Source organism: Lactiplantibacillus argentoratensis, from assembly GCF_037290055.1.
In the GTDB taxonomy this organism is placed as follows: domain Bacteria; phylum Bacillota; class Bacilli; order Lactobacillales; family Lactobacillaceae; genus Lactiplantibacillus; species Lactiplantibacillus plantarum.
Window position 1 is genome coordinate 2,324,848 of sequence record NZ_CP147647.1, and the last position, 24,817, is coordinate 2,349,664.

12 protein-coding genes, 1 tRNA gene, 3 rRNA genes and 2 pseudogenes are annotated in these 24,817 nt (G+C 47.3%); 5 read left to right on the top strand and 13 right to left on the bottom strand.

Features of this window, described 5'->3' with window-relative positions; all coding sequences use genetic code 11:
• Positions 1-4: 4 nt before the first annotated feature.
• Entirely contained in the window at positions 5-931 is a 927-nt protein-coding gene (locus tag V7R88_RS11255) for a DMT family transporter (protein WP_338816250.1), read from the top strand.
• Between the two features lie 77 nt (positions 932-1,008).
• On the opposite strand, the gene V7R88_RS11260 is transcribed toward V7R88_RS11255, so the two are convergent.
• From V7R88_RS11260 to V7R88_RS11270, 3 genes are all read right to left on the bottom strand, one after another.
• Positions 1,009-1,959 (bottom strand): phosphoglycerate dehydrogenase, encoded by a 951-nt coding sequence (locus V7R88_RS11260; RefSeq protein WP_054397836.1) that lies wholly within the window; start codon positions 1,957-1,959, stop codon positions 1,009-1,011.
• A gap of 272 nt (positions 1,960-2,231) precedes the next feature.
• The gene (locus tag V7R88_RS11265; RefSeq protein ID WP_054397838.1) at positions 2,232-2,804 is read right to left on the bottom strand and encodes an NADPH-dependent F420 reductase; all 573 of its coding nucleotides are present in this window, start codon (positions 2,802-2,804) and stop codon (positions 2,232-2,234) included.
• A gap of 334 nt (positions 2,805-3,138) precedes the next feature.
• Positions 3,139-5,286, bottom strand: coding sequence for a hypothetical protein (locus V7R88_RS11270; RefSeq protein ID WP_338816251.1), 2,148 nt, complete (start codon positions 5,284-5,286; stop codon positions 3,139-3,141).
• Between the two features lie 226 nt (positions 5,287-5,512).
• Between V7R88_RS11270 and V7R88_RS11275 the strand changes: the two genes are divergently transcribed.
• Positions 5,513-5,959 carry a flavodoxin gene (locus V7R88_RS11275; protein ID WP_054397840.1) on the top strand — a complete coding sequence of 149 codons (447 nt, stop codon included), beginning with the start codon at positions 5,513-5,515 and terminating at the stop codon, positions 5,957-5,959.
• A gap of 161 nt (positions 5,960-6,120) precedes the next feature.
• Here V7R88_RS11275 and V7R88_RS11280 read toward each other — a convergent pair whose 3' ends face one another.
• From V7R88_RS11280 to V7R88_RS11295, 4 genes are all read right to left on the bottom strand, one after another.
• Positions 6,121-9,267 carry a bacterial Ig-like domain-containing protein gene (locus V7R88_RS11280; RefSeq protein ID WP_054397841.1) on the bottom strand — a complete coding sequence of 1,049 codons (3,147 nt, stop codon included), beginning with the start codon at positions 9,265-9,267 and terminating at the stop codon, positions 6,121-6,123.
• Positions 9,268-9,289: 22 nt separating this feature from the next.
• Complete coding sequence (locus tag V7R88_RS11285; RefSeq protein ID WP_237761864.1) at positions 9,290-12,328, bottom strand: BspA family leucine-rich repeat surface protein; 3,039 nt, start codon at positions 12,326-12,328, stop codon at positions 9,290-9,292.
• A 516-nt stretch (positions 12,329-12,844) separates the two neighbouring features.
• Positions 12,845-13,066: a hypothetical protein gene (locus V7R88_RS11290; RefSeq protein ID WP_054397844.1), complete on the bottom strand. Its 222-nt coding sequence runs from the start codon at positions 13,064-13,066 to the stop codon at positions 12,845-12,847.
• Positions 13,067-13,071: 5 nt separating this feature from the next.
• Positions 13,072-13,839 carry a type I 3-dehydroquinate dehydratase gene (locus tag V7R88_RS11295; RefSeq protein WP_225588614.1) on the bottom strand — a complete coding sequence of 256 codons (768 nt, stop codon included), beginning with the start codon at positions 13,837-13,839 and terminating at the stop codon, positions 13,072-13,074.
• A gap of 197 nt (positions 13,840-14,036) precedes the next feature.
• On the opposite strand from V7R88_RS11295, the gene V7R88_RS11300 reads away from it, so the two are divergent.
• A complete protein-coding gene (locus tag V7R88_RS11300; RefSeq protein ID WP_054397846.1) occupies positions 14,037-15,473 on the top strand; it encodes an amino acid permease in 1,437 nt (478 codons plus the stop codon).
• 278 nt (positions 15,474-15,751) lie between these two features.
• Entirely contained in the window at positions 15,752-16,207 is a 456-nt protein-coding gene (locus V7R88_RS11305; RefSeq protein WP_054397848.1) for a MarR family winged helix-turn-helix transcriptional regulator, read from the top strand.
• Between the two features lie 213 nt (positions 16,208-16,420).
• Here the strand turns inward: V7R88_RS11305 and V7R88_RS11310 are convergent.
• Both V7R88_RS11310 and V7R88_RS11315 read right to left on the bottom strand, forming a co-directional pair.
• Positions 16,421-17,276, bottom strand: a pseudogene (locus V7R88_RS11310) (aldo/keto reductase).
• Between the two features lie 140 nt (positions 17,277-17,416).
• Positions 17,417-18,280: an aldo/keto reductase gene (locus V7R88_RS11315; RefSeq protein ID WP_054397850.1), complete on the bottom strand. Its 864-nt coding sequence runs from the start codon at positions 18,278-18,280 to the stop codon at positions 17,417-17,419.
• Between the two features lie 121 nt (positions 18,281-18,401).
• Here V7R88_RS11315 and V7R88_RS11320 point away from each other — a divergent pair.
• Positions 18,402-19,302: pseudogene (locus V7R88_RS11320) on the top strand (LysR family transcriptional regulator).
• Between the two features lie 231 nt (positions 19,303-19,533).
• On the opposite strand, the gene V7R88_RS11325 reads toward V7R88_RS11320, so the two are convergent.
• The 4 genes from V7R88_RS11325 to V7R88_RS11340 all read right to left on the bottom strand — a co-directional run bounded on the left by V7R88_RS11325 (position 19,534) and on the right by V7R88_RS11340 (position 24,590).
• A tRNA-Thr gene (locus tag V7R88_RS11325) sits at positions 19,534-19,606 on the bottom strand.
• 103 nt (positions 19,607-19,709) lie between these two features.
• Positions 19,710-19,826, bottom strand: a 5S ribosomal RNA gene (gene rrf, locus V7R88_RS11330).
• Positions 19,827-19,897: 71 nt separating this feature from the next.
• Positions 19,898-22,818 (bottom strand): 23S ribosomal RNA (locus V7R88_RS11335).
• Positions 22,819-23,023: 205 nt separating this feature from the next.
• Positions 23,024-24,590 (bottom strand): 16S ribosomal RNA (locus V7R88_RS11340).
• The 16S, 23S and 5S rRNA genes sit together here with 1 tRNA gene alongside, the layout of an rRNA operon.
• Positions 24,591-24,817 lie beyond the last annotated feature (227 nt).

Here is a 24,817-nt window from a genome sequence, read left to right on the forward strand (position 1 = left end):
CACTGTGCAAGTCAGTCGGGAATTCAAAGGCATCTTTCTTGCCAGTATCAGTGCGACCTTCTGGGGGATTTCCGGAGCCGTCGCACAAACACTTTTTGATACGACCGACATTAATTCCATCTGGTTAACGGGAATTCGCATGTTGGGAGCTGGCATTGCGCTACTACTAGTCAGCTTGCTGACCCACGTTGATCTGTGGTCGATCTGGCGTCACCCCCGCGATCTGCTACAAATCATCGCCTACACACTATTGGGCCTAATGCCGGTCCAGTTCACTTATTTTCTAGCTGTTGAAGCTAGTAACGCAGCAACTGGAACGATCCTACAATTCATGGGCCCCGTGTTCATTGCGTTGTGGATGTTAGTCGCTCACCGGCAATTGCCGACCCGCGCGGAAGGCCTCGCCATTATTTGTGCGCTACTAGGTTCATTCTTGCTCGTGACTCACGGCAATCCTCAGACCCTAGGCATCTCCGTCTGGGCGCTGATCTGGGGGCTCTTATCAGGGGTCTCGTCCGCTACGAATACCTTGTTGCCGACCAAGTTACTCACTAAGTATGATCCAATGACCGTCAACACCTGGTCAATGTTATTGGGTGGTATCTTGTTCAACATCGTTCAGCCAGTCTGGTCAATCCATATTCCACTGACGGTGCTGAATATCAGCAAGTTGACCTTCGTTGTGTTGTTCGGAACATTGTTAGCTTTCCTGTTTTTCTTGCAAAGTTTGCAATATATCCGGCCAACCGTCATCAGCCTGCTAGATGCTTTCGAACCGTTATCCGCAACTATCATTGCGGTGGTGCTACTCGGTGTCAGCTTTGGGTGGCTCGACATTCTGGGCAGTGTCCTGATTATTAGTACCGTCTTTATTTTGGCGATCGGGCAGGGTCCGAATGATCGCATGGCGAAGAATTTCAAACAACCATGAAGCCAGTAAAAGCCGGTTGTGACTAAGCTTTAGTCACAACCGGCTTTTACTTTGCTGCTATCGCTGAATGCAGTCAATTAATAACCACGATTCAGATCCACTTGATTACGTACCAGTGTACCATCTTTGACAAACTGGGCGAAGTTCGCCGCAAAGATTGGAAAAACGGTTGCACGAAAATGAGCGATTTGACCTGAAATATGTGGCGTAATCAGCACGTCATCTCGTTGCCACAACGGGTGGTCCGTCGGTAATGGCTCTGGTTCAGTAACGTCCAACGCTGCCATACTGAGTTGATGATGATCCAGGGCGGTCATTAACGCTGTAGTATCAACCGCCGGACCACGCCCAATATTAATCAGCATCGGTTGCTGTTTGGTCTGCTGAAATAATTCAGTACTAAACAAATGATGCGTTGTTGGCGTTAATGGCAAAGCGTTGACAATAAAGTTAGCCGTTGCTAACGCGTCGGCCGTCGCGGTAAATGCCACTGTTTCATGAAAATGATCAGCGGGGTGACCGGTCGTATTGACCCCAATCACGTGCATGCCTAACGCACTAGCCTTCGCCGCTAACGATTGCCCAATTTGGCCCGTGCCATAGATCAACAACTGTTGCCCGGTCAAGGTTGATGTCGTCATTGGCAACGCCCACTGCCGCGCTCCGTGCTGATTCAACCAGGCCGCATGATACCCCCGGACTACGCTTAACATCGCGGCTAAGACCGATTCACTGATTGCATCGGCGTGAATACCACTGGTGTTCGCAACCACTACCCCGGCCGCTTGCAATGCCTTTAATGGCAAATAATCGACGCCGGCTGAGATGACCTGTACAAACTTTAACTGGTTGGTTGGCCGCGCTAGGATCGTCTTTAATAACGGATGGTTCCCGTACATGACTTCAATTTGGTCATAATCGGCCGCCGTGACTGCCGCCGCATCCTTGAACGTCCAGTCTGGATAAGCGGTTTGTAACTGTTGCAGCTGTTCAGGTTTGGTTGCTTGGGCCATCAATACCATTGGCATAACTTATTACCCCATCTCTAATTTCTTGATCAATACTTTCATCATACCACTATCATTCGGTTGAACCGTAATGATTCACAATCGAATATTAGTTTAGATTCACGCTGTAGATTATGCAAACCACTTTAGCCTAGCGTTTGGTCTAATCATCAATATTTGCCATTGTCGTTGACAGCCAAGTCAAAAGTGTCAACAAAAGGCGATGTTCGAAAGTCACACTTCCGAGCATCGCCAGTTGATAATCAGCCTAATTTGATTTAATTTCTGATCAATTACTTAATAACCGCAAAGCCACCGTTCCAGCCGATTTGTTCACTGGCTGCTAGTGTCATTTGCATGAAGCCCATCGCTTCGAGCTCACGAGCGCGCTTCAACTTACCCGCATCCTTCACTTCTAACGGACTTTTAGCTAAGGCTTGAGTGAAGCGTTGCTTAGCACTGTCATCATCACCAGCAACTAAAACAGTCGTTGGTTCCTTACCATTGACCTGTCCACTCTGAAGTGTCGCTGCAAAAGTCGTATTGAAGGCTTTGAGTACCTGACTATCTGGTAGTTGCTGCTGTAATTCTTGAGCGGCCGAACTATCAGCTGGAACAACCAATTCGTCCCACGTATCAAAATTCAAGGGGTTCGTGATATCAACGACGATTTTACCCTTCAACTGAGCCGCGTACTGTTTGGCCAGCGCAGCTAAAGCGGGATAAGGTACCGCCATAATCACGATTTCACCGAACGTCGTAGCTTGGTCCTTGGAACCATAATAAGTGACCTCGTGCCCAGCGACCTCAAAATTATGACCAATCGCTTGCCCCATGTTGCCCTTACCAAAAATTGTGATTTCCATCTCAAAACACGCCTCTTTCACTTTATAATTAATTTTATATTTACATTCTAACACTGATGTCCCATTTACATCACTCTTGTGCCTGACAGTTGCCGCAAACTGGTCATCACTCACCCTAGATAGTGGTACTCCCTGGATTGATGACAATCCGTGGAATTACTGGCTCACCCCAATATGGATGTTCGCGTGCCTGCCACTCTTCTCAGATTGTGGGGACTAGTAAATCAGTCATTAACGGCCAAAAACCGACCAACTTAATTATAAACTAATTAAGCCGGCCGGTTTTTATAATTTCAGACAATCATCAATGCTACTGGTCTATTACCCAGCAAAATTAATTATTGCTCGTTGTCGTACTATAGCCATCCGTAGAAGAAGCTGTACCACCGGTCGTCGTTGAAGACGTCTCACCATAATTCGTCGTTGAGCTACTATCGGTGTTGGCACTATAACTGTAGCTAGGCGTGCTCGAGCTTGAAGTTGCTGAACTTGTGTCCGTATCGTTGCTATAACTGTACGTTGAAGACGAACTACTATCGTCACTACTTTCACTATAGGTCGAATATGATGAACTCGACGATGATTCTGGTTCGCTATAGCTATACGAGCTCGAACTTGAGATCGAAGACGACGCGTTATTCGCTTTTGCCAACTTCTTGCGATCCGTAATCAGCTTCTGGTAATCATTGGCCGCTAACTGCGACTTGTTACGATAAGCTTTCAGATTAGCAAGTACTTTATCGACCGTCGTTGACGGGGTAGAAGCCTTAAGCTTATTTTTCTTGTTATACAGCTTTTGGAAAGCAGCGTCATAGCTGACGACTTTCTTAACCGTTTTACCCGTTGTCGTGAACAACTTGTCGTACTTCTTCGCAAAGTACGGCTTGCTACTGGTTAAACCAGCGGTCGTCAACCGTTGTTGGTCCTTGGTGATGGTGTCCATGGTCACATCGGTCTTGAGTAGCCCCTTGGCGTTGCGTAAATCTTGATAACTAGTCCGGACCGTCAGCATCTTAGCAGCCGTATCATGCTGTTTCTGCAAACGAGTCTTTTCACTGGAATCCTTCATATTATCAATATTGTTTTGCAACTCAGTCAAAGTCGAACTTGAGGCGCTCGCACGCAAGTCCCGTTGCGCTGACGACGTATAAACTTGGTCCACGATTTTTTCCGCGTTAGTTCGAGCCGCAGCTTGAGTGGCTTGCCCATGGTTCCACATGAAGAAGGCCCCACCCGCAGCAACAACCAAAATTGCGACACCAGTCAACATTAACTTCCAGTTGTAGCGCCGAGATGGCTTTTTAAGATGCGGATTCTTTTCATCCGTTTCTAATTCGGAAAAGTCGCGGTCGTCATCGGGCTGGTCATCATGTGGTACCCGCCGTTCTTCGTGGCGAGCGACCCGTGACATGCTTGCCTTATTAGGTTGCTTACCACCATTTGGTTGCTGATCACCATACAACTCTTCACGTGATAGTGGTAATTCAGGTTGCGTGTCATCATCCGCTTGTTCCGTTCCTTTGACCGCAATCCGGGGCTGCTGTTTACGGGCAACCGGTGGAATGTGGTCAGCTGGGATGCGCCTTTCGACCCTCGGCTGCTTAGCAGCAGTCGCTTGCGAGTCCTTAGCGGTCGTGGCGGTGGACTTTGCGTTCGTAGCGCTGCTGGCCGCCGACTTTGGCGCTGCTGACTTTGGTGCTGCCGACTTTGGCGCTGACGATTGGGCTACCGCAGATGCGGCGGCCGCAGCACTCGATGTTGACGTACTAGATTGTTGACCGTGCGACTTGGCCTGACTGGCGGCTTCCTGACTGGCACGCCGAGCCATCCGCGTCATTGGAACTTCCGACGTTGCCGCCGACTGACTAGCCTCGGTACTGGCGTTTTTTTTAGCCGCACGCTTCTGGTCAGACACAGCGGTGCTGGTTGCTTGTGACGCCTGCTTAGCGGCGCGTGCCGGTGCCGATTGCGCCGCGCTAGCGGTCGTCGAAGCTGCGTGCTTGACACCCCGGTCGCTTGCTACCTGTGATGGGGCTGCACTGGCCGTCTTCGGGGCCGCCTGGCTTGCTGCTGATTTTTTAGTTATTTGAGCGGATACCGCCTTGGACGACGACTGAGAGCCAGCCAATTCTTTAGGCTTAACTGCACTAGTCGCCCCGTGCTTGACGGGGGTTGCCGATTGTTTTACAGCCTGGCTGCCGGCTTCGGACTGGTGCGCTTTTTTAGCCACCTTTTCCGGTTCAATTACTGCGTCAACGGGTTGCTTTTCAGCACCACTATTTGCCGTCGAGCGTGGAATATTGACTGTTGATTTTGCTTCGGCTTCGTCCGCCTTTGATGCGGCCGAGTCTTTCAGATCATAAGCCAAAGGGATCTGTTCATTATCCTGTTCAGTACTATCATCGTCGGGAATTGGCTCAGTAATCGAATTCCAAAGCCGTCTACCCAAACCTTCTTTTTTATTTTTTCTAGACAAAACCAACGCTCCTCGCCAATTTATAATTTACATTAGATTCCTGGTTAAGCGCCGACCAAAAATTGTGACCAATTTCGGTAAAATAACCATTAATAGTTAAATTATAGCATGGAATCGTCCGCTGAGAAACCACTGGTCAAGCGGATTTGTGAATAACTGCCCAATACCTTAAATTAAGGTTAAAACTCTGCTATAATCAGCTTATCAAGATATTTGAAAGCGAGGAGTTCATATGGCCACTGCGAAAGTTATTTTTGCTACCATTACTGGTAACAACGAAGACGTTGCCGATATTATTACTGAAAAATTCGAAAAACTTGGGGTCGATGTTGCCAAAGAAGAAATCTCGCAAGCCGACGCAACCGAATTCAACAATGTTGATATTTGTGTTGTCGTCCCTTACACCTACGATGAGGGCGCCCTCCCTGAAGAGGGGCTCGACTTCTACGAGGACTTACAAGATTTGGACTTGACCGGTAAGATTTATGGTTGCGCCGGTTCCGGCGATACCTTCTACGATGATGATTACTGCCGTGCCGTCACCGATTTTAGTAACGCACTGAAGAAGGCTGGTGCTACTCAAGGTGCCAAGGATGTGTTCGTTAACCTTGCACCAGAAGTCGACGATGTGAAAGCCCTGGATGCATTTACTGAACAACTCGTTGCTAAAGTTCAGTAACCTGATGACTGAGTGAACAACAAAGGAACGCTTCAAGAATTCATAATTCTTGAAGCGTTCCTTTGTTTGGCGACTATCAGCACGTCATCATGACGCTGATAGCGAAAATCACGATCACCGTGATTACTTTTATTCAGTCCTTACGATTTCAAACACGCTGTTTACTGACGTTTCATACGCCGAAATCCGAGCCAACTACCGAACATGGTCAAGCCTAATAGCACTGTTCCCAGCACATTTGCACGGCTTGGTGCTTCGTCAGTTTGTGGTAAAGTCGCTGTGCCAAGCTTGGCCGTTGCGGGCTGAACAGCTGCTGAAACTGGTTCAGTTGGCCGCGACTTTTGATGATGATCAGCAACGCTTGATTGCGCATGTTGCGAACTAACCGTGCTGGGCGTCTGGCTCCGATGCGGCCATGCCGTGACTTCTGATTTAGCCACATTAGCCGTCGCTTGCACGCCAGAATTGTGATTTGCGCCCTTTCCACGATTAGTACCAACTGCATGTGTTACGTCGTCAATAACTGCATTTACATCAACGTCAGCCGTATCGTCCTTCACCTGGTCAGCATCATTCGTGGGTAGCTCTGCTTGATCATCACCAGTGCTATTTCCGGTCGAGCCGGCGTTCACATCATCATCGGTGTCGTTCACACCCGGTTGTTCAGTATTCGTATCGCCAGCGTTCGCCGCAACGACCGTGACTGTTGCCACGCGGGTGAACACTTGGCCCCTCGCATCCGTATACTGATAAGTCACTTGGTAAACACCAGCTTGATCAGTAGCAACCGTGCCGGTTACGACTAGGTCAGCAATCGACAATTCATCGCCGTTAACATCCGTAGCTAAGATTAAATTATCACTTGGTTGCCACGACTCACCGACAGTGATGGTTGAATCTTGAATCTGTAAATCACTTTGGGATTCCGCTTGTTCGTCAGCCTCCTCGATAGCCACCGTCACCGTCATCGTTGCCGTCACCAACTGGCCAGTCTTGTCAGTAAATTGATACGTCAACTGATAATCCCCCGCCGTGGCCCAATCTGGCGTTCCAACGACCTCAATGGCCGACCAGTCTAACGTTTGACCGTCACTATCAGTAGCATTTTGAAAATTGCTTTGGGGCTGCCAAGTACTGGTTTCCTGTCCATCCGTATGGACCGTTACATGATTTTGATGTAAATTCAAACTTGCTTGGTTTTCCTTAACAGTTACAGTAATCGTCTGCGTCTGACTACCATACGTGTAAGTAATCTGGTAATCACCCGGGACCATGGTGTTCACTTCACCTGTCACCGTCACATCGTTAAAGTCGATGGCGTGACCGTCTTGATCCGTCGCCCCGTCAAAACCGTCCTGCGCATGCCAAGTCCCACCAGCGTGTAATTCTGTATCATGGACAGTCAGACTTGTCTGATCAGCTTTCACGATCACCAAAGCAGTGACCGTCTTACCTGCATACTTGAAAGTGACCCGGTAAGTCCCCGGCCGGCTCGTATTTACCCGGTCACCGGATAACTTTACAGCCCGGGGATTAGTGGCATAGAGGGCCTGAACATCGACTTTTTGACCAAATTGGTCGGTTAAGCCCCCAATACTGTCCGTCCAGTTCCAATTTTCGCCAACTTGTAGGGTAACGTCGCCAGCATCGATAACTGCTTGGTTTGCTTCCCAGACAAAAGTCTCCAAGGTGGCTCCCTGCTGCGTATAGAGCGCCATCAGTTCTTTAGCACTCAAAGTTTGCGCTGGATTATTAATATTCACCCAACGGCCGCTGTACTGCTCAGATAATCGAGCCTCCATTAGTCCGACTGATAGGCCATCATCAAACTTAGAAAAATTAATTTTGGGGCCTAAAGTAATCTTTCTCAGGCTAGTACACCCGCTAAACATCCCAAAAATCTCCTGGGCGCTAGACATATCTAAACCAGATAAATCTAGTTCAGCTAATTTAGGGCTCAAAAAGAACATCAGGCGGAAATCCACAACCTTACTCGTATTAAAATTCACACCCAGATTAATATTAGTAATATTATGCATAACGCCAAACATACCACCCATTGCTAGAACATTATTGGTGACAAAATTTGAAACGTCTAGACTATCAAATCCAGTACCACAAAACATATTAGTCATATCTTTGACCTTTGCAGTATCAAAGCACTCTAACCCCTTAACTTGTTTTAAGCTACGTGCATACATAAACATATTCGCCATGTCCGTTACGTTACTAGTATCCCAGCCACTTAGATCCAATGTCGTCAAAGTAGAAAACAACCGCATGTCTACCATAAAAGCGCCATTCATATACTTGACATTATGCGTCTTCCAACTACTCAAGTTCAATGACTTTAAACTTAGATTATTATAAAACGTATATTCTAACCAAATCGTATTAGCAGTATCAATCTTCTCCAATCCTTCATAGTGCTTGACATTGATAAGATTGGCAAATGTTCCACCTAAATTAGTTGCGTTAATATTATCTGTAATAACGACCTTAGTTACTTGATCGTACCAAGAATACTGACGCCAAAAGTCGATTCCCATATGAGTAGTTAAATCGCCACCACCAAAGAAAAGCACCCCGGCATTCTGATCAAACCACCAATCAACACCAATATTACCAGATAATTCAGTCTGTAATTTTTCTGTTTCTAGATGATCCTTTTCCCGTGGCAATGCGTGACGGTTATCTAATAAAGCCATTGTTTCTGTCAAATTGGACGCTTTATGATTTTCGCTAGTCTCTGCAGGCAGGATTTTATTTGCGTCCCACTCCCCTATCTTTTCGTCTCGTCTAGGTCCGTTATTTTCAGTTGAAGGGGCACTACTCGTTACATCTTCAACACGATTCTCTGACAATTCATCATCATTTTCAGATACACTTGGGATTAATTGATTATCAGATGTATTCTGAACCGATTGTGTAGTAGCGTCGGGATGCTCACCTAAGTCTAGTTGATCTTGTGCCTGATTCAGCACACTTTCACCTTCCTGAACATCTGAAATTGGCATATTTGTCTCTGCCACCACTTCAACTGAATTAGTACTTGGCGCTTCTTCTAACATACTTGAATTCTCACTGCAAGATGCTTCGGTATCCGATTTCGTATTTAAAGTTTCGGCACGCGACATTGAAAATTCATCTTCTAGCGTACTTTCAATACTTAAGGTCGGTTGTTGCTCAATAGAACTATCTGCTTGCGCGCTAAATAGACTTATACTCAGTACAATAGCTGTGGTACTCGCTGCAACCCACACTTTTCCACTTTTATACATTTTATACCGTTTCTTCGCTTGTTCCATTAATTCCTCACTCCTTTATTAATTAACCTTGGCGACGTTTAATCCCGACGATGCTGGCTAAACCAGTTACCATTAACATCATGAGTCCCAGCAGCCCGAAGCGATTAACTTGTTCGCCAGTTTGCGGTAACTCATCAGCTACTGACGTGGGATGGCTGACTGGAGCCATAGCCACTTCGGGTTTAGCTGCATCACCCACAATATACCGTTTGCCATCAATTCTGCGCTCATTGCTTTCACTAGTGTTCAGTTTCAAGTCATCACGAAACACCGTGGTCACTTGCTTCTCTAAACCAGCGTTAAAGTCTGGTCGCGCCACGACGTCTGCTTGTTCAGTTTGATTGCTAGGACGAGCGTTTGCGTCTGTTAAACCACTGTTAGAATCACTAGTGTCAGGGTGTTCAGTAGTTCCTGGTTGTTCTGACGCTTCAGAAGCTCCCGGCAGTTCGGGCGTCTCTGAGGCCGCTGGGGATTCAGGTTGTTCAGGTATTTCGGGCTCTGCCGGTGTCGCCGGGGATTCAGGTTCTGCTGGCGTTTCGGGCTCTGCCGGTGTCGCTGGGGATTCAGGTTCTGTTGGTGTTCCTGGTTCTTCCGGTAGTTCCGGTTCAGCAGGTTCTCCCGGTAACGGCGTTTCACCATTGCCAGTACTTGCGACTACCGTAACCGTTGCCGTTTGAGTCCACTGCAGGCCATCGGCGTTCGTATATTGATACGTGATTTCATAAGTACCGGGTTGCGTCGTGTCAACGTCACCAATCACAACTAAGTCCGCTAATGTTAACGGCAGTCCCGTCGCATCACTGGCACTTACAAAATTGTCCGTCGCCTGCCAGTGGTCACCAACTGTCACCGTTGTGTCTTGAACAACCAGTTCTGTCAGGTCTTCAACGTCAGCCTCTTGTTCAGTCACCGTTACGATCGTTGTCGCCGTGACTAACTGTCCGGTCAAGTCAGTGAACTGATAAACGACCTCATACGTTCCTGGCCGCGTTAAGTCTGGTTCGCCAAGTACCGTCACGTTCTGCCATTCCACTGAACGCCCATCCGCATCCGTTGCACTTGCAAAATTATCCCGTGGGCGCCAGACAGCGCTTCCCGTTGCGAGATCGATTTCAACCGCAACTTCTTGGTTATGCAAGTTTAGTTGACTTTGATTAGCCACAACCGTGACAACCACGGATGTTTGCCGCCCCGCATAAGTTAGTGTCACGTGATACGACCCTGGCCGGCTGGTGTCAACAGGCTCGCCGCTAACTGTCACCGCTTGGGGATCTGTACTGAACAAGACTCCAGGATCCACCAACTGCCCATTTTGATCAACTAGTTGCGCAACATTTTGTGTCCAGTCCCACTCTTGATCCACGAAGAGCGTGCTGTCTTTACCGGTAATCGCAGCCGCAGAGACGGTTTCCCAGACAAACGTCGCCGTGTCAGCGTGGTTTCCCGAATATTGCGCCAGGAGTTCAGCACTCGTGAACGTTTGCGAGCTATCAGCTACGTTGACCCATTTGCCGGTGTATTTGCTATTCTTAGGCACTTCCGGTAAACCAACTAAGGGTTGCGTGCCGTGTTGACTAAAATCCAGTCCCGGACCAAGTGTCAACGTTTGCAAACTTGTCAAACCAGCTAGCATTTGCCAGTTTTGTTCAACATTCTGCATATTGAAATGGGACAAGTCGAGCACCTTTAGTTTGACATCATCATTAAACAAACTATTGATTTGAGTGACTTTAGCGACAGTAAACTGCGTACCGAATTCGATACGCTCCAAATCGGACATCTGCGCAAAGGCACCATCGATTTCAACCAGGCTTGCTGAATCAAAGCTCGTCAGATTCAAGTGACGGACGCCGGTACGCGCAAACATGTTGGCCATCGTCGTCACACTGCGCGTATCCCAGTCAGTCAAACCGTCAATAGTTCGAAGTTGGCCGTTGAACTGGAACATATTTTGCATGTTGGTGACATTATGAGTATCCCAGCCACTGAGATTGAGGTATTTAAGTTCAGTACCCATGAAGTTCCCCATAAACATGTTCACCATCGTGGTCACGTTACCGACTTGCCAAGCACTCAAGTCCAGCCGCTCTAGCGAGGTATTTTCTTTGAATAGCGACTGCATGTTGGTCACAGCACTGGTGTCGATCTTTTCTAGCCCTTCGTAACGCGTCACACTGTCAAGATTCGCAAACAGACTGTTCATGTTGGTACCGGCTACAATTTTATCGGCAATCACGATACACTTGATCAGCGGCGCCCACGACTTACGACGCCAAGGATTATCCCCATAACTGTTATTTAACGTCCCTCCGTTCAAGGTTAGTGTGCCCGTACTGGCATCAAAGTGCCAATCAACGCCGAAGTTACCAGACATTTCATCCTCATCCACCCTAGTTGCGGCCGTCATCCAGGTGCGAGTGCCAGCTTGCGGGGCATCTGCGCTAAGGTCATCGCCCAGCTGATGGTGCTCAGCGTTGATACTTTGCCTGTCAGCAGCTGGTTCGCGCGCTGGTATATTAGCAGTCCCCACCTGTGCTTGTTCAGCTGCTTCAGGACTTTGTTCACTAACGGCTGCTTCTGCGGCATTACTGAACAGATCCTCAGTCCGAGGTGCTTCATGATTGGCGGCAGACGACACAGTTTGGTCGCGCTCGTTCACTGCTGGCATCGACTCAGCGGCTATTTCACTATCTGATGCGTCAGGAACCTTGTTCAGCGCAGCCGCTGATGCGTCAGATTGCGGCTCGTCATTAGTCGCTGGCTGCCCATCGATTACCGTCTGATCAGTAATCGAAGCGTTCTCATCATTAGCCTCAGCAACGTTATCCGTATTGAAAACGGAACTCACCGGTACTTGATTGCCGCTACCTTGGTCATGAACTAACACGTCACTGGTCACTACGACACTCGTTTCGCTAGTCGACGCGGATGAACCAGCATCCGCACGTGCGGTTAACAGTTGCGTATTCAACAATAATAGTGAGGCGCTTGCAAATAACCACAGCTTACCACCTTTATACATTTTATAACGTTTTACATCTGATTCACGGTAATTCATCATAATTCCCCATTTCCTCAAAAAATAACCTGACTGACCTAACGATTAATCTCATTAAATAAAGTGTTTTTACTATATTTGATTATCGTGTTTAACTAGTACATCATTTACGGTTTTTAAATATACCATGGTATCCTCAGAATGCTCAACTGATTATCACAATTCTAATTAACCCGTTATCATTATGATTAATCCGCTTATTTATCGCAAAAATATAATTATCAGCTCGATATTTAAGTAATCGCTTTCACTCAGATGATTCGTCAGTCTTGGCCAGCCTGACACTTTGCCACCAACATCCGTTCACCATAGCGACAGTTGCATCGTGCACCGGTCAATTGTTACCGTAATGACTGACCGTGTCTAACAGTAATGCTTGAGCATCAAAAAGGCCTTGAACAGTAATACTGTCCAAGACCTTATTTACCCATTCAAATTGCGCGTTTTCCGAATTCGATTGCGGAATGCGACCCGCACGATCGTTAGTTCGTCGGCGCAGTAATTGCACCGACGCCTGCGTCACTTGGATCGCCGTTTTACCACGATTTGTCGAATCGCATTATAGACAAGCTCGACAATGACAAACAGCACCGTGATACCCACAATATCAATTACATACGAACTGAATCGATAGCCGATCTTACCGATCCATAAATCATATGGTCCTTGGATCAGTAAGAAATAGATGACTAACGTTTCAAAAATCGTTCGGGTATGTCGCCAAAACGATCGCCATTGCATTGCTTTCACGCTCCTTCAATTGGCGCTAACATCTGTAACGCCTGTTTGACCTGACTCACGGCTAGTTGGCTCTGGTCACCGACCCGGCCAACATGCCCAAAGGCGATGGCTGAACCAGTCAAATGGCTACAAACACTGTTATACCGACCAAACTTGCCCGTCGCCGTTGCCACGATTGGCACAGCTAATTGTTGCTGTGCCTGTTCAGTCGCCGCCATCAATGCCAACACCGTCTGCGCATCGTGACTGGCCACTGTCACCCGCACGACATCAGCACCAGTTGCTGCTAATTCGCGATAAGTCGCCAACAAATCGCCAGTCGTTGCCGTCGTGACGGTCTGACTCGCAATTAACCGAATTCGATTGGTACGCATCTGCTTGGTCAACGTCATGAAATCTGGCTGATTAACCATAGCTAAGTCAATATCCACCCCGGCGACACTTCGATTATTAACCAATGTTTGATAAGTTTGATAATATTCGGGCGCTTCGGGCGCTTCATTCGCCATACTGAACATGGCAATCAACGGAATGGTCCCCAGAACTTGTTGTAATTGTGCCGCCGTATTGACGAGTTCCGCGCGGTTATCCAATTCTTGATAGGGATTTAATCGCCAAATAACAATTTGCGCTACCGAGGTTAAAATCTGGCCCGCTTTACGCAACAGGTCCTCCCGTGTTGCCCCCGCCAAAACAACGCCAATTTTAGGCTTTCCTGTCGCTAACGTTAACTCCCCAACCGTAACTTCTTTCAAGACCATTCCTGCTTTCATTTTTCATTCGACCGATTCGCGTCCGCCGCCGTTAAATTTTGTCTCCTCTTAACAATAGCAAATTTTCGCCATTTTGACACCCAAAATTCATTTTTTAGTCTAAAATTTAAAGCGCTTTTAATATTAACTTGTTAATACTGGTATCGTTTTCAGTTTGGCCTTACAATTAAGCATACTTTATCACAAAGGAGTTCAACATGGAAAACGAAAAGCAGCTTCGCTGGTCCAACATTGCTTTAATTGCATTCGTGGCGGTCTGGGGTCTGGGTAACGTTGTCAATAACTTTGCGTTGCAAGGACTCTCAGTCGTCACTTCTTGGATCTTGATCATGATTATTTATTTTATCCCCTACACCTTGATCGTAGGTCAACTGGGATCGACCTTTAAGGATGCTGAGGGGGGCGTCTCGTCCTGGATTCGGGCAACGAGTACTAAGCGCCTAGCCTACTATGCCGCTTGGACTTACTGGATCGTCCACATTCCGTACTTAGCACAAAAACCCCAAGGGATCCTGATTGCGTTCAGCTGGCTGTTCCGTGGAAATGGGAACTTTGTCAATACAACGCCTGCGTTAGTCGTTCAAGCCATTTGTTTAGTGCTATTCTTATTCTTCCTCTGGATTGCTTCATTGGGACTAACGACACTGAAACGCATCGGGAGTGTTGCTGGTACGGGGATGTTCATCATGTCGATTCTGTTCATCATCTTGGCCGTCTCAGCACCGTTTATGACCAAGGCGACTGTTCAGACACCGAACATGTTTTCACTCAAGTCCTACTTACCTAAGTTCGACTTTACCTACTTTACGACCGTTTCAATGCTCGTCTTTGCGGTCGGGGGTTCTGAAAAAATCTCGCCGTACGTTAATAAGACGAAGAATCCAGGACGTGAGTTCCCATTAGGGATGTTAGTACTCGCTGGAATGGTCGCAATCTGTGCGCTACTGGGCTCATTCGCCATGGGAATTTTATTCAACTCCAAACACATTCCCGCTGATTTGATGGCCAACGGTGCTTACTATGCATTTCAACGACTGGGCGCTTTCTACCACGTAGGTAACTTGTTCTTGATCCTGTACGCAATTGCCAACGTCCTCGCTCAGATTTCAGCCTTGGCGTTCTCAATCGACGCACCGTTAAAGATTTTGCTTGGTGACGCCGACCCTGAATTTATTCCCAAAAAATTAAGTAAAATGAACAAGAAGGATGTGCCTGTCAATGGCTACATCTTAACTGGAGTTCTGGTCAGCATTCTCATTATCATTCCTGCATTAGGGATTGGAAACATGAATGAACTCTTTAATTGGTTACTGAACTTGAATTCAGTCGTAATGCCAATGCGCTACCTGTGGGTCTTCTTGGCTTACATGTTACTCAACAAGCACTTAAAGGAATTTAAGAGTGATTACAAGTTCCTGAAAAATCCGGTCGCTGGTCGATTAGTTGGTGCCTGGTGCTTCCTGTTTACCGCATTTGCTTGCATCCTCGGCATGGTTCCTAAGACTTCCTACGCCAGCAATCCTAGCAGTTGGCTCTTCCAACTGACGCTAAACATTTTGACGCCAATCATCTTTGTGGCCTTAGGGATGATTTTGCCAATGATCGCGTGTCGTCATCGCGCTAAAACCGCTTAGTACGCCGCAAATTTAAGTGTTCACATCACGATTCTACGCCTGCGAACGCACCGCCTTTCGACAAGGTTAATCGATGAGTCATTCGCCACCGCTGACAGCGCATAAAGCCGTCAGCGGTGTTTTTACGTTACCTGCCATGCAAGTAATTCATGCCCGATTTCGGATGCTAATTTGTAGCTCACAATCTTACACTTTTCTTGCGTTTAGCGGTATGATGCTTAGTGAATATAGTCAATCAAAATTCACCAAGCCGTCGCCCTTCAAGGAGGTTCTTATTTATGGCTACCGTCGACGCTCTCGACATGTTTCTGACCGATTACGCTAATATCTCTCGCTACCTGAACTCTCGTTTGAATTCATTATTGACCACGCAACATCTAACCTTTGACGCTTTTTTTATCATGCACGAAATCGGTCAAAGTCCCCGACCGCTGTTATTAATGGAACTTGCACATCGGCACCACGTTTCCCGCAGCGCGATTTCACGCCAAATTAGTATGCTCTTAAGCAATCAATACATTACGCAACAGGCGAATGCTGCTGATCGCCGCCAAAAAGGACTTTCCTTAACGGCTACCGGCCGTCATCTAGATCAACAACTAATGACCACCATGCACAAAACGGTTCACCAGTGGACGACTCAGTTGGGCCCGCAACGCGTGAAGTCTCTGCTCGACATCTTCAATGACTTTAATGAGCAAATTATTAATAACGAGGTTCCTGCAGGCCACTAATCAGTGGCAGCACGCAGTCTTATCACTGCTTAGTGGTACCACTTTCTCAGTATCATCTCGATGTTACGCTCATCCGATCGAAGTACCGCTTTGAATGTCCTTAAACAAACAACCGAATCAAAAAAAACGACGACATGTTACGCTAGCATTTTTAGCGTCCATATCGCCGTTAATTTTAGTTATGATCAAAGTAGTGGTGCTGCCCGGCGCACGCTAGTCATCAGCATGCACATCAAAGGCATGCAACAACTGTTCTGAAACCCCCGGTGCATCGGGGTTATGTTGACCTTTACCCGTATCTAAAGCTCGTAACTGGTCCATCTCAGTGGGTGTTAATTCAAAATCAAAGATGTCACGATTGCTCTTGATGCGCGCAGTGTGTACCGATTTTGGAAAGACGATTACGCCTTCCTGATGTTCAAATCTGAGGATGATTTGGCCAGCATCTTTATGATACTTAGTGGCTAACTGCTGAATGACTGGTTCTTCAAGCAGTGCTTGATTGCCTTGCCCAGGCCTCTAATTTGACGTCTTGGGCCGCAAGTAATTTGCGCAACGGTTGCTGCTGAAAGTATGGGTTGAATTCAACCTGATTGACCGCCGGGACCGTTTCAAACTGAGGTACGAATTTTTGCCATAACTTGGGTGTCATGTTGGAAACACCGATCGACTTCAATTTGCCGGCCTTTTGCGCATCTTCCATTGCTTGCCATGCCCCCGGAACATCGCCATAAGGTTGATGAATTAAGTACAAGTCAATATAGTCTAGTCCCAACTTAGTTAACGAACGATCGATGGCGCGACTGGCTGCGTCAAAACCATAGTCTTGAAGCCAAAGTTTACTCGTCACCCAGATTTCGTCTCGAGGAATCCCACTATCCTTGATTGCCCGACCAACTTCGTCTTCGTTAAAATAGGCGACGGCCGTATCGATGTGTCGATAACCGATTGCCAAGGCTTCTTTGACTGCTTGATAAGTAGACCCGTCATCTGGAATTTGGAAAGTGCCAAACCCAATTGCTGGAATCGCGCGGCCATCATTTAGCGTAATCGTTGGTGTTTTTGTCATTAATAACCACTCCTCGTATGATATAAATTATTCAAATTAATCTCTGATACTATTCCTGCTATTACTATTTATTGGCCCTGCGTGATAATCTCTAATTGTCGCTAGCTTTGGTCAATTGGTATCAGTTGACGTTTCTTAACTTATTCGTGTAATTGGCGTAAACTAGCGCCAAAAATCTGTTCGATGGTCACGGGATCGCGGTGATCAAAGAATTGACTGACGCCCTGATTAAGTTCAGCCATCGCTGCCATTTCAGCCGCTGTTAATTCAAAATCAAAGACATCAATATTTTCTGCCATCCGCTCTGGATGCACTGATTTTGGAATTACCGTAATACCGCGTTGCAACAACCAACGCAAGATAACTTGTCCGGTCGTCTTACCATGGGCCTGTGCGATAGTTTGAATACTTGGATGACTGAAAATCGCATGCTTACCTTCTGCAAACGGTGCCCAGGCTTCGACCCGCACGTGTTCATTTTGATTAAAGCTGACCTCGTCTGCCTGCTGATACCACGGATTAACTTCGATCTGGTTAACAGCCGGTTGCACAGACATGGTCAGTTCCAAGTTCTTTAGCTGATCCGCATAAAAATTGGAAACACCAATTGCGCGAATCTTGCCAGCATGGTAAGCCTCTTCTAAGGCGCGCCAGGCCCCCATCACATCGCCATAAGGTTGATGCAAAAGATACAAGTCTAAGTAGTCTAAGCCTAAACGTTGTAATGACGCATCAATGCCTTGCTTGGCACGTTCATAGGTGAATTCTGAGACCCACAGCTTGGAAGTGACAAAGAGCTCATCACGCTTCAGACCACTCTTTTGAATTGCCCGCCCCACTGCGGTTTCATTTTGATATGCGGTTGCCGTATCAATTAAACGATAACCAGCCTTTAAGGCTGCGGTCACCGCTGCTTCACATTCATCCAGGTCAGGGACTTGGAACACGCCAAATCCCAATTGGGGCATAACCACACCATTGTTCAATTTCGTTGTTGGAACCATCACGCATCAACCTTTCGCTATTTGATTACAATAACCAGCATACCCGCAAACCTAATACTTGAAAATTACTACTTATTCATACTAGTATACATATAGCGCATACTGCTAACGGAGGTTCCTGATGATTGAAAATTATTTACTAGAAGAACTGATCACATTCGCCCACGAGCACACGTTGGCTAAGACCGCGGCCGCATTAAACGTGACGCAACCAACCATCACGCGTGGCATGCAGAAGTTGGAAACGATGCTTGCCGTTCGCTTGTTTGATCGCCAGCCTAATCGAATTACACTGACGCCCACTGGCCAGTTAGCTGCTCAGGAAGCTGAACGATTATTGACACAACAACGGGCCTTTGTGACTAAAATCCAAAACTACGAGCAAAGCTTAGTTACGCGTACTGTCGAGACCACCTTACCCGGTCCCCTCGTGTTACTTGCTCATCTGAAAGCAGCACTACCTAATACGCTCCAGGTAAAGCAATCATTGATTACAGATAACCAGATTAATGAGCATCTCATTAGTCGCCAGACTAGTTTTATTTTCTCTAATCAGGAGATTCTGACGGCCGACATTGAATCTCGTTTCATCGGTTCGGAAAATCTCGTCGTTCATTTGCAACGATTCATGTACCGTGCGAATCAACCTAGTATCACCTTCGCTGAACTCAAAGGCATCAGCTTTGTAGTCCTGAGTGCAATCGGTATTTGGAAAACCATTATTCAGCAAGCCATCCCAGATGCCAAGTTTTTGTACCAACCCCAACGCACGGCCTTTACAGAAATCACTAAGTACTCTGATTTTCCGTATTTCAGTACTAACTTTACTACGTTGGACCGGCACCCCCAGGATAACCAAAACGATGATGATAATCGGGTCGCTATTCCAATCAGCGATGATAGTGCTCATATGCCCATCTATGTCAACTATCTAGTTGGCAACCGTCACTCATTAACGCCACTGTTCACGCAATTTGAAGCCGCCTGGCCGAACTAACCTCAAGCGTACGTCCACATCTTAGTCTGGTGGTGATTATTCATCGCTTGCATTCAGATCTGGCACGACACTCAATTTCGAACGTCAAACACGTGCTGGTTGCTACTAAGCATCCGTGTGTACGACGCGTCTACAATATTTGATTTAGCGAAACTCTTAATACCCCCAAAAGTAAAATCCATTCCGTAAGCGCCTATTTAAAAGCGTTTATGGAATGGATTTGTTTGACAGCCAATCACAATAAATAATATCTCGAAGCCGTTTAGCAGATTTGAACTGCCGACCTCTTCCTTACCATGGAAGTGCTCTACCTGCTGAGCTAAAACGGCGTTAATTGACCTTTTCCAGTATACCAAAAGCATGCTCAAATTCAAACCGTACTTATTGACGTTCGACGCAAAAAAAGGAATCGAATTAACGATTCCTTAGGTCGCATGGCAACGTCCTACCCTCGCAGGGAGCGATCCCCCAACTACTCTCGGCGCTAAGAAGCTTAACTTCTGTGTTCGACATGGGAACAGGTGTATCCTTCTCGCCATCGTCACCACACTATTGAGAAACTTGTGCTCTCAAAACTAGCTAATATCAAATATCTTCATATGAACTGGAACACCAATTACTTGGTTAAGTCCTCGACCGATTAGTATTAGTCCGCTTCATGCGTCACCGCACTGCCACTTCTAACCTATCTACCTGATCATCTTTCAGGGGTCTTACTTCCATAAAGGAATGGGAAATCTCATCTCGAGGTGTGTTTCACACTTAGATGCTTTCAGCGTTTATCACATCCATACGTAGCTACCCAGCGATGCGCCTGGCGGCACAACTGGTACACCAGAGGTATGTCCATCCCGGTCCTCTCGTACTAAGGACAGGTCCTCTCAAATTTCCTACGCCCGCGACGGATAGGGACCGAACTGTCTCACGACGTTCTGAACCCAGCTCGCGTACCGCTTTAATGGGCGAACAGCCCAACCCTTGGGACCGACTACAGCCCCAGGATGCGATGAGCCGACATCGAGGTGCCAAACCTCCCCGTCGATGTGGACTCTTGGGGGAGATAAGCCTGTTATCCCCAGGGTAGCTTTTATCCGTTGAGCGATGGCCCTTCCATACGGTACCACCGGATCACTAAGCCCGACTTTCGTCCCTGCTCGACCTGTCTGTCTCGCAGTCAAGCTCCCTTGTGCCTTTACACTCTGCGAATGATTTCCAACCATTCTGAGGGAACCTTTGGGCGCCTCCGTTACTTTTTAGGAGGCGACCGCCCCAGTCAAACTGCCCACCTGACACTGTCTCCCACCACGATTAGTGGTGCGGGTTAGAGTGGTCATACAGCGAGGGTAGTATCCCACCAACGCCTCCACCGAAACTAGCGTTCCGGTTTCTATGGCTCCTACCTATCCTGTACAAGCTGTACAAACACTCAATATCAAGCTACAGTAAAGCTCCATGGGGTCTTTCCGTCCTGTCGCGGGTAGTCCGCATCTTCACGGACAATATAATTTCACCGAGTCTCTCGTTGAGACAGTGCCCAGATCGTTACGCCTTTCGTGCGGGTCGGAACTTACCCGACAAGGAATTTCGCTACCTTAGGACCGTTATAGTTACGGCCGCCGTTTACTGGGGCTTCAATTCTGAGCTTCGCCGAAGCTAACCCATCCTTTTAACCTTCCAGCACCGGGCAGGCGTCAGCCCCTATACGTCATCTTACGATTTTGCAGAGACCTGTGTTTTTGATAAACAGTCGCCTGGGCCTATTCACTGCGGCTGATCTTGCGATCAGCACCCCTTCTCCCGAAGTTACGGGGTCATTTTGCCGAGTTCCTTAACGAGAGTTCACTCGCTCACCTTAGGATTCTCTCCTCGACTACCTGTGTCGGTTTGCGGTACGGGTAGTTAAGTACTCACTAGAAGCTTTTCTCGGCAGTGTGACATCAGACGCTTCGCTACTAAATTTCGCTCCCCATCACAGCTTGTCCTTAAAGTGAAAAGCATTTGACTCTTCACAAGACTTACTGCTTGGACATTCTAATCCAACAGAATGCACATCTTAGCCTCCTGCGTCCCTCCATTGCTCAAACGCACTTAACTAGTACAGGAATCTCAACCTGTTATCCATCGTCTACGCCTCTCGGCCTCGACTTAGGTCCCGACTAACCCTGGGAGGACGAGCCTTCCCCAGGAAACCTTAGTCATTCGGTGGATAGGATTCTCACCTATCTTTCGCTACTCATACCGGCATTCTCACTTCTAAGCGCTCCACAAGTCCTCACGATCTTGCTTCACCGCCCTTAGAACGCTCTCCTATCACGCGACCTAATGGTCGCATCCATGGTTTCGGTAGTATGCTTAGCCCCGGTACATTTTCGGCGCAGGATCACTCGACTAGTGAGCTATTACGCACTCTTTAAATGGTGGCTGCTTCTGAGCCAACATCCTAGTTGTCTATGCAACTCCACATTCTTTTCCACTTAGCATACATTTAGGGACCTTAACTGATGGTCTGGGCTGTTCCCCTTTCGACGGTGGATCTTATCACTCATCGTCTGACTCCCGGATATGAATCAATGGCATTCGGAGTTTATCTGAATTCAGTAACCCAAGACGGGCCCCTAGTCCAAATAGTGCTCTACCTCCATGATCCTAATTCCGAGGCTAGCCCTAAAGCTATTTCGGAGAGAACCAGCTATCTCCAAGTTCGTTTGGAATTTCACCGCTATCCACACCTCATCCCAGCAATTTTCAACTTACACGGGTTCGGTCCTCCAGTGCGTTTTACCGCACCTTCAACCTGGACATGGATAGGTCACCTGGTTTCGGGTCTATAACCTCGTACTAAAATCGCCCATTTCAGACTCGCTTTCGCTACGGCTCCGACTTTTTAGTCTTAACCTTGCACGGGATCATAACTCGCCGGTTCATTCTACAAAAGGCACGCCATCACGCATTAACGCGCTCTGACTTATTGTAGGCACATGGTTTCAGGAACTATTTCACTCCCCTCCCGGGGTGCTTTTCACCTTTCCCTCACGGTACTGGTTCACTATCGGTCACTAGGTAGTATTTAGCCTTGGGAGATGGTCCTCCCGGATTCCGACGGAATTTCACGTGTTCCGCCGTACTCAGGATCCTGAACTGAGAGAATTTGATTTAATCTACTGGGCTATCACCATCTATGGCGGATTTTCCCAAATCCTTCGACTATCAAGTTCTTTGGTAACTCAAATGTTCAGTCCTACAACCCCAAAGTGCAAGCACTTTGGTTTGGGCTGTTCCCCGTTCGCTCGCCGCTACTTAGGGAATCGAAATTTCTTTATATTCCTGCTGCTAATGAGATGTTTCAGTTCACAGCGTTTACCTCCAACTAGACTATGAATTCATCTAGTGGTAACAGTTGATTAAAACTGCTGGGTTGCCCCATTCGGAAATCTCCGGATCATAGCTTACGTACAGCTCCCCGAAGCATATCGGTGTTAGTCCCGTCCTTCATCGGCTCCTAGTGCCAAGGCATTCACCATGCGCCCTTGTTAACTTAACCTCATTTACCTAACGGTAAATGCGATTAATGAGTTTAGCGATAATTAAACTTCAATAAAAAACTCAAAAAACGCGGTGTTCTCGGTTTCATTATGAAAAAATATATTTGATATTATCTAGTTTTCAAAGAACAAGTTTTGAGAGTTAAATCTCTCAAAACTAAACAAAGTTTCGACGCGTGTGTAGGTTTCCGTAATATTCCTTAGAAAGGAGGTGATCCAGCCGCAGGTTCTCCTACGGCTACCTTGTTACGACTTCACCCTAATCATCTGTCCCACCTTAGGCGGCTGGTTCCTAAAAGGTTACCCCACCGACTTTGGGTGTTACAAACTCTCATGGTGTGACGGGCGGTGTGTACAAGGCCCGGGAACGTATTCACCGCGGCATGCTGATCCGCGATTACTAGCGATTCCGACTTCATGTAGGCGAGTTGCAGCCTACAATCCGAACTGAGAATGGCTTTAAGAGATTAGCTTACTCTCGCGAGTTCGCAACTCGTTGTACCATCCATTGTAGCACGTGTGTAGCCCAGGTCATAAGGGGCATGATGATTTGACGTCATCCCCACCTTCCTCCGGTTTGTCACCGGCAGTCTCACCAGAGTGCCCAACTTAATGCTGGCAACTGATAATAAGGGTTGCGCTCGTTGCGGGACTTAACCCAACATCTCACGACACGAGCTGACGACAACCATGCACCACCTGTATCCATGTCCCCGAAGGGAACGTCTAATCTCTTAGATTTACATAGTATGTCAAGACCTGGTAAGGTTCTTCGCGTAGCTTCGAATTAAACCACATGCTCCACCGCTTGTGCGGGCCCCCGTCAATTCCTTTGAGTTTCAGCCTTGCGGCCGTACTCCCCAGGCGGAATGCTTAATGCGTTAGCTGCAGCACTGAAGGGCGGAAACCCTCCAACACTTAGCATTCATCGTTTACGGTATGGACTACCAGGGTATCTAATCCTGTTTGCTACCCATACTTTCGAGCCTCAGCGTCAGTTACAGACCAGACAGCCGCCTTCGCCACTGGTGTTCTTCCATATATCTACGCATTTCACCGCTACACATGGAGTTCCACTGTCCTCTTCTGCACTCAAGTTTCCCAGTTTCCGATGCACTTCTTCGGTTGAGCCGAAGGCTTTCACATCAGACTTAAAAAACCGCCTGCGCTCGCTTTACGCCCAATAAATCCGGACAACGCTTGCCACCTACGTATTACCGCGGCTGCTGGCACGTAGTTAGCCGTGGCTTTCTGGTTAAATACCGTCAATACCTGAACAGTTACTCTCAGATATGTTCTTCTTTAACAACAGAGTTTTACGAGCCGAAACCCTTCTTCACTCACGCGGCGTTGCTCCATCAGACTTTCGTCCATTGTGGAAGATTCCCTACTGCTGCCTCCCGTAGGAGTTTGGGCCGTGTCTCAGTCCCAATGTGGCCGATTACCCTCTCAGGTCGGCTACGTATCATTGCCATGGTGAGCCGTTACCTCACCATCTAGCTAATACGCCGCGGGACCATCCAGAAGTGATAGCCGAAGCCATCTTTCAAACTCGGACCATGCGGTCCAAGTTGTTATGCGGTATTAGCATCTGTTTCCAGGTGTTATCCCCCGCTTCTGGGCAGGTTTCCCACGTGTTACTCACCAGTTCGCCACTCACTCAAATGTAAATCATGATGCAAGCACCAATCAATACCAGAGTTCGTTCGACTTGCATGTATTAGGCACGCCGCCAGCGTTCGTCCTGAGCCAGGATCAAACTCTCAAATTAATGATGAGTTCTAAAAAGCTCATTTAATGTTGTACTAAAATTTATTTGCTAGCGAATTGACTTCGCAAATGTTTGCTCTTGATTCAAAATCAAGAGACCCTACACATTTGATTCGTCGAAACTTTGTTCAGTTTTCAAAGATCTAATTCCGTGTGTTAATCGCTTAACACAACTTAATCATCATAACATCTTAATCAATATCTTGTCAACAACTTTTTTTAAGAAGT